This window comes from Flavihumibacter sp. CACIAM 22H1 (assembly GCF_001601815.1).
Lineage (GTDB): Bacteria > Bacteroidota > Bacteroidia > Chitinophagales > Chitinophagaceae > Flavihumibacter.
Genome location: NZ_LUKG01000053.1, coordinates 24,429 through 31,448, shown reverse-complemented (window position 1 = coordinate 31,448; position 7,020 = coordinate 24,429). Strand labels below are relative to the sequence as shown.

Sequence of the window (7,020 nt, the reverse complement as noted above, 5' to 3'; positions counted from 1 at the left end):
CTCTTTCACCCGCTCACCCAGGGAAAAACGCTGCTCCGATTCTTTCTGATAAACCACTTCTACTGTGGCCTTAAACTCAGCCAGGTTTTTACCCAGGGGTTCAAGAATGAGGTTGAGGTTTGTTTTATTCAGTTCAGTAAATTTTTCCGTCTTCGTTTCAAGGATTCGATTGGCAATATTCTCAAACTCCATGTTGAATTTTTTGTTCAATGCCATTATCTCCTCTTTTTGGGTAACCAGTTTTTCCTGTAATGCCTGGTTATTGGCCAGTTGGGTAGCCAGCTCTAGAGAAATGTCTTTAATCTCCCTTTTTTGAAATTCCAGTTCTTTCTTCAGATTTTCTTCGGCTGCCTGTTTATCCAAAATAACCCTGTTAGCGGCTCCGAGGTCGGCTTTAACACCCGCCAGCAGGGCACCTGAATCAACAAGCTGTCGCTGAGCTATTTCAATCACATGCTGTAAATCTTTTAGATCGCTGCTTTTTTGCTCCAGCATTTGCTGCATATTGTTTTGCAGCGTTGTTTGTGAAGCACGATAGCTCACCAATTCTTTTTCGAGGTCAACATATTGTTGCCGGGCTAATGTATTCTTGCTCTCCCAATCGGCACGGCCACTTGATTTACCTAGTAGCCAACCGATAAAAATACCGATTGCAGCACCTGCAATTAGAAATAAAATTGTTTCCATTCTTTACAATTTATACAATAACAAGTACTATCAGAAAGTAGTTATTTTAAAGCAGCTCTATTAAGCGTATTGAAAAACTCCATCACCATTCAAAGTTTGCTCATTACACAACGAACAAATTTTTCCCTGGGCCTGTTAGCGGGAACTTCCTTACAGCAGGATGCTATTGCAGTGCGAATAGCTGTTTCAGAAATTGACGGGTAAACTTTTCTGATCTTCGAAACCAAATAGTCAATTTCCCATACTTCTTCACAGGAAAAGAAAAACCGGTCTACCCATTTTTTCTTTTTGTTATCATAGTCCGACCAGTCTTCTTTTAAAATTTTCTCTGGCATACTTTTTAGTTTAACTAGTTGTTATAAATGCATCTTCCTAATTAATGCTACCGAACCATCCGTCTTATTGAGTATGACATTGGTTTGAACAGGTTTTGCAACCATTTACCTGCTTGTACAGTTTCCTGGCTTCTTTTACGGCCTCCGCACAGTTCGAAAACTGCCCCAAATAACTCCTGTTTTGTGCAGCCGGAAGATAGATACAGTCTTCGTGATGAACTTCATGATCTCCATTATCCTGCTCCTTTTCATTGACATAATACTTTTTCATTGCTATTAATTTTTATAGCCTCTAAACTAACTGTTAGCAATAACTATCCGTTACGGAAAACCGTTTGGTTAGTCTTACCACAAATTCAATGTTTCCGTACCGGACAACTGGTAGTTGATAGTTTTGTTTAAACGATAATTTTACTATTTGCCGACACCGGGCCGCTTTCTACGAACCTAAACGGTGTAATGTAAATTCAGGTTCGACTAGCCCTGTAGCTCCATGGCATAGGGTCTAAGTGTTAATAAGTTAACGATTCAGGAACAGATCGATCTTTTTCCTGGTATGTTCCGGCAGATCCGTATTCTGACATACCTGGTTCTCCCGTGCAATACCCATTTCCTCAAACCATTTGGCCAGGTATGCTTTTATAATATCCTCGTCATTCTTGTTTCCATCCGAAGGCGTAATTTCCAGGACCATTACTTCCAGGTGCTGCAAGTCGTTACGTGTGCTGATAAGACCGTAGTTACCCGTTGTAAAAATGCTTTGCCAGTTCGGATTATTCCTGAAGGGTTTTAACATTTCGGGTAATATATAAGCTGTTCTATTGGCCTGCTTATCTTTAGAATCTTTATGAAACAGGTACCCATCCGTTAGTATTATCAGGATGTTGCGGTAATTGCCCGAAGCATCTACACAATATTCTTTCACATCATTTTTAAAGAACCGCCAGATATCAGAACCGTCCCATTGCTTTTTACCCTTGTTATTAGCTACCGCTGTCTGGTAAATTTCATGGGCATTGTTCAAAAACCTACGCTCCAGGCTATCATATAATTCCTTTTTTTTCCTGTTGGCACCCTCACCTACATAGGCCGACAGGTCGCAGGACAAATTGCTGGCTATTGCATTGATTCGTTCATTATTAGGTATTGGCGTAAAGAATACTTTAAGCCGGCCTTTGGCCTTGTAGGCACCTCGCTTATTCATATCTTTTTTGAAATAGGAGGTTATATTTTTTATGATCTCAATATCTCTTTCATAATGCTGCGGCGAAGCAGGGTTTAACTGCGGATCGATCCGATCGGATAAATCCCATAAGATGCTGATGTTTAACTGGCGATCAGCTATTGTTGGAGAAGTTGCCCCGGCTATTTGAGCCTCTTCATTTTTGGGCGTTTTATCAGTACCTGGAGAACAGGCATTCAAAAAAATTACAGTGATAAATATCTTTACAAGTTGTTTCATTAGCTGCGATTTAATTTGGATTTAAGACAGATTCAATAGTGGATATTTTTCCAACAAGAAAATCTTCGTATATTCTGTTGTGCTCACTTCGGTTGTATTCTCTCCCTTCTGCCAACCAGGCATACCAGCCCACCATAAATTGAGACAATGCCTCTTTTACAGCCTTGGGATGAATAATAGTGCCGTCTATGACCTGCTTTAGCTTCTTCAGCTCGATATTGTTTTTTTCAATGGCAATTTTTAGGTCGGTAATAGTTTTTTGATACTGCTGTATTTCTTCCTCCAGTGCATGGATCTGCTCTTGTTTTGTTTTAATATTTACCTTAACAATATCCAGTTTTGAATGTGCCTCCATAACAAAGTCAAAAACGAAACCCCAGATCAGGTAAACCACAAAGCCCGCAAAAATCACCAACCAAAAACCCACACTATTAAAAGCGAGGCTCACTGAAAAATCCGGGAGATTTCCAGCTAAATCATTTTCCTTCTTTATATTATAGATCTTTTCGGTAATCTCATACGCAATAATTGCATCGAAAATAAAGGTGATGATCAGCAGCGCCGCTATTTTTGCATACTTAGCAAGCCCTTTACCTTCCTGGAATTTATGGATAAGATATCCCAGCCCAATGAACACAAATGGAATGGTTAGTATAAAAATCAATTCCGTAACTCCATCCTTTAGCGAATTACCAATAGCGTTGGCATCAAAAATTGCTTTTGTTACCACAATATCATCTACTTTGAACTCCTTAAAAAATGCAGAATAGGAGGCCGAGCTGTAAAAAATAAACAGGTAAACAGAAAGTAGTAACAGAATAAATACGCCTATATAAAACCCTGCTTTACCTACATGTACACCGGTATAATGCTCCGGGTTCTTTCTTATTTCCGTAATCTCTTTCCGCAGCTCTTCAATCCTGTTTTTCCTGGCTGGTATCAGCTCGGTATCATACATATTGACCTGCGATTTCAGTCCCTCGTCCAAACCAGCTAATTCCTGCAGGGTTACTTTAAATGGTCTGCGAAGCTCTTCCTGCTTGTTTACATCTCTTTCCATATCGGCCATATGCTGTTCATACACTGCATCCAGGCATATCCGCAAACCCTCGGTTCGACCCTTCATCATTCCGGCCTGAATGAAGCCGTACCTGCGGAAAGAAATTTTTTCATCGGCTTGCTGCTCCTGCCTTATGACAGTAATAGGTTCACTTTTTTGGGAAAACAGCCCGGGAATTTTAAATTTAGAAAAATCAAATGCCATAAGATTAATTATTTTGTAGTACAAAATCGACGAGTTCATTTTTAGCTATACCATTTCTTGCCGCCTCAATTAACAATTGTGTTATAAGGGGGATATTATTTTCCTGAAATTGGAATTTTTCGCAAAATTTCTCCAGGGTTTTTACTTCATCCTCATGTACCACCCCATCTGCCAATATCATTCTTGCATAATCATAAAGGCATTCAATTTTTTCGATAAGCGTTTCCGGGATGGCTACATGTTCAGACAATTGCGGGTTTAATAAGAGCGCATCGATCGTTTCCCTGGGAATACCCCGCTCCCCGCCAAGCCTATAGAGTATGGCAATTTCTTCTTCATCAAATTTTGAATCAGCCAGTGCCATCGAATACAGGTTAAGAAAATGTGTATGGAGTTCTGATGTCATGCTATGGAATATTTAAAGTTTATAGTATTCAGGAAGTATTTTATTCACCAATTTTTTCGCTATGCTTAGTCCTACTGCTTTCATCCGGTATGCCCGTTATTCGTACGAGGTAAACGGGCAGCGTTCTACCAAAACTACCAAGCCGACTTATCATTTTTTTACGGTAAACCGTAAACGGGCAGGTCGACTACACTGTATTTTTCCTGGCAGATTCCCGAATAATCGGGCAGAAATATGTTTTAGTTAGAAGCTACCCACCATGCGCTTACATCATGCGGATTATATCAAATTAGTAATCGGACTGTATAAAAGGAAGCGGAACAAAAACGAGTTATCCGTATTATTGTCTCAACCCACGCCGGCTAGTATCCGGCAGGAATGTGCGCATGTTTACAAGGAGCGTTACGAAAAGAAAGACGAGCCGGTACTGAGGGCTTTTTTTGGTCCCGGAGAGCATGGCAGACAATTCCTGGGGGTCATCGAAAATTTTGACCTTGCCAAATTCAAACCAATTGACCAGTATCTGAAAAAAGACGGCAACAAAGGGCTTACAGACAAAAGCCTCGAATTAGTTGCCTGGCTGATAGACTTTAGACACCGGCCTTATGTGTATGGCAAGGAGCTGCTCCTGAGCGAAGAAGAACTATTGATCATCCAGGACAAACCGGGTTACGCCGAACCGGTTACACCTTTTGAGGAGCCTCAGGAGCTCCCAGGTTTCTTTCCCCCCGAAGAGGAGAAAGATTCTGCCGAAACCAGGCCGGCACCCCTGCTTATTACAATTCCACCTAAGAAAAATTGGAAAAAGCGTAGCCCACGCACTGTTTCGATTTTTTTAGGACTGGTTGCCGGCATTGCCACCCTATCCGGTATAGCTATGCTAAGGCAGGTGGTAAAACCGGGTAATACAGTCGCTGGCTGTATGTATTGGACGGGGGAGCAGTATGCTAAAATCTCCTGTAGCGGGCAGAGGACCGGCCTGCTTGTACTGCCAATGGATAGCGAAAAAATGAAGAATTTTAAACGAATCACCCGGGAAGATACTATAACAGAGAAATCAATCGGGAATATCTACTATATAAGGCTCAATGGCGGAAGGGAATATTATACGGCCGCGGGAAATCACCCGGTTTATGTAACCCGCCCCTTACAGGTATTTTCAAGGTATATTTACGAAACGCATCACCGCAACAAAGTAAGCCCAGGCAAAGAATTAGCGGTTGAAGCTGCCAATTCCTCTTACTAACAGTTAACCATCAGGCATGAAAATCATTGGCACTATCGTACTTATTTGCTTGGCAAGCGCTTGTTATACTGTGGATAGCCCTTCAAACCAGTTGAACAGCCGTATAGATATCCTGGAAAAGAGAATCGATTCCTTGGTCAATGCCCAAAAATCGGACCCTGTTAAGCCAGCCAATCCGAGTGCAGTTCGGGAAACCGGTCGCTGCCAGGCCATCACAAAAAAAGGAAACCAATGTAAACGGAAACCAAAATCGAATGGCTATTGCTGGCAGCATGGCGGTAAATAAAAGCATCAAAAAAAGGCTTTTCATCTTTACTCTTATCAATTTCATAGGAACCTGGTGTAGGCCGGGTAAGGATGCGAAGTATGATGATCCACACAAAAGGAATCAACCATACCAGTACAGGATGCAGATATCGTAATCGTTTCGAAAATACCGACATATTAAGTAGCGATATTGAATAGTGAATGGTAACAACCAAATAAATTAAGCTGATTATCAAGGCAGGTATATCTCAAAATCGCTCCTTTATATCCAGCCCTACCGGATAATAAACCGTCCAGCTGCTGGAGCTTTCCGATCCTGTGGAACTGGCATCACTGGAACCCGTGGTAGTTTCTTCTGAACTGGTGGTTTCGCGCGTATGTGTAGCAGTTCCGCTGGCTTCCAGGAAAAAAATATCGCCCGAAATTTCCGTTCCGAATTCATAGCCTTTGGTTCCGGAACTACCCTTACGGTGCTCATTCATTACCGTGCGAATTGCTTCTGATTTGGTGGTATTGCTTAGGGTAGTTGAATCAAAAACTACTTCAATATCAAAATGCAGTGCATTCACCGATTTTTTGTAAGTAAAACTTTTTTTACCATAAATGCTGGTGCTTCGGTCTATCACTGAACTCTCCAGCGGATTAAAGGTATAGGGCATCAGGGCTGGATGAAAAGAAACAAAAATGGTCATAGTAGCCCCGTCATCCGCATTGATGGGAAAAATGTCCTGCGCCTTCCCTTCTTCTGCCCGCAGATAGGCATTTTCATATAAATTGGGAGCCAGTGGGTCTCCGGTGTCTGCATTAACCTTGGCCTCAAACTCACCTCTTACCGGTCCGCTTCTGCCACTTATCTCTAACACAATAATTTTATCGATTGCAGTGCTGAACAAACTGGCACCTTTCCCAAATGGTTTTTTCTCCAAAACCCGTTTTCCATCGTATAATTTACCAGGAGCATGCGCCAGGTTGCCGGCATCAATACTGTATTCATTGCCCGAATGCAGAAACCTTATTTTCCACTCAGGTGCAGTACTTAGTAGTTCACCCAAATAAGGATATCCGTCTTCAAAGGTTACCACTACCAATTGACCTGCCCCGAAGCTATGCTGCTGCGGTTCATAAAGTACCACTTCATTTGTTCGGGTTCCTGGTGGAAAATTTCCATTCGTTTGCTTTACTTCGAGCCAGCCCGAAAATTGCTGAAATGTATAATGGCTTCCTGTGTGAACAAAGCGACAATTAAATAAGCCACCTTGCTTTACTTCGGTTATTACGGCAAAATACTGCTTGTTATCATTGGGGAATTTTACGCCAATGAAATCATTCTGTTTCATGATCGTTGTTTAAATT

The 7,020-nt window shown here is 41.6% G+C and carries 9 protein-coding genes; 2 read left to right on the top strand and 7 right to left on the bottom strand.

Going from position 1 to position 7,020, the window contains the following annotated elements; genetic code table 11:
- The 6 genes from A1D16_RS14355 to A1D16_RS14330 all read right to left on the bottom strand — a co-directional run.
- Positions 1-687: hypothetical protein (locus A1D16_RS14355; RefSeq protein WP_290710686.1), on the bottom strand; the 687-nt coding region annotated here is incomplete at its 3' end.
- A gap of 89 nt (positions 688-776) precedes the next feature.
- On the bottom strand, positions 777-1,022 hold the full coding sequence (locus A1D16_RS14350) for a hypothetical protein (protein WP_290710684.1): 246 nt from the start codon (positions 1,020-1,022) through the stop codon (positions 777-779).
- A gap of 64 nt (positions 1,023-1,086) precedes the next feature.
- Positions 1,087-1,293: a hypothetical protein gene (locus tag A1D16_RS14345; protein WP_290710682.1), complete on the bottom strand. Its 207-nt coding sequence runs from the start codon at positions 1,291-1,293 to the stop codon at positions 1,087-1,089.
- 249 nt (positions 1,294-1,542) lie between these two features.
- Entirely contained in the window at positions 1,543-2,484 is a 942-nt protein-coding gene (locus A1D16_RS14340; protein ID WP_290710680.1) for a hypothetical protein, read from the bottom strand.
- A gap of 10 nt (positions 2,485-2,494) precedes the next feature.
- Positions 2,495-3,748, bottom strand: coding sequence for a hypothetical protein (locus A1D16_RS14335; RefSeq protein WP_290710678.1), 1,254 nt, complete (start codon positions 3,746-3,748; stop codon positions 2,495-2,497).
- Between the two features lie 4 nt (positions 3,749-3,752).
- A complete protein-coding gene (locus tag A1D16_RS14330) occupies positions 3,753-4,154 on the bottom strand; it encodes a hypothetical protein (protein WP_290710676.1) in 402 nt (133 codons plus the stop codon).
- Positions 4,155-4,413: 259 nt separating this feature from the next.
- On the opposite strand from A1D16_RS14330, the gene A1D16_RS14325 reads away from it, so the two are divergent.
- Both A1D16_RS14325 and A1D16_RS21730 read left to right on the top strand, forming a co-directional pair.
- Positions 4,414-5,400, top strand: coding sequence for a hypothetical protein (locus A1D16_RS14325; RefSeq protein ID WP_290710674.1), 987 nt, complete (start codon positions 4,414-4,416; stop codon positions 5,398-5,400).
- 16 nt (positions 5,401-5,416) lie between these two features.
- Positions 5,417-5,686 carry a DUF5763 domain-containing protein gene (locus A1D16_RS21730; protein WP_366206862.1) on the top strand — a complete coding sequence of 90 codons (270 nt, stop codon included), beginning with the start codon at positions 5,417-5,419 and terminating at the stop codon, positions 5,684-5,686.
- 229 nt (positions 5,687-5,915) lie between these two features.
- Here the strand turns inward: A1D16_RS21730 and A1D16_RS14320 are convergent, their stop codons facing one another.
- Positions 5,916-7,004, bottom strand: a complete 1,089-nt coding sequence (locus A1D16_RS14320; RefSeq protein WP_290710672.1) for a hypothetical protein — start codon at positions 7,002-7,004, stop codon at positions 5,916-5,918.
- Positions 7,005-7,020 lie beyond the last annotated feature (16 nt).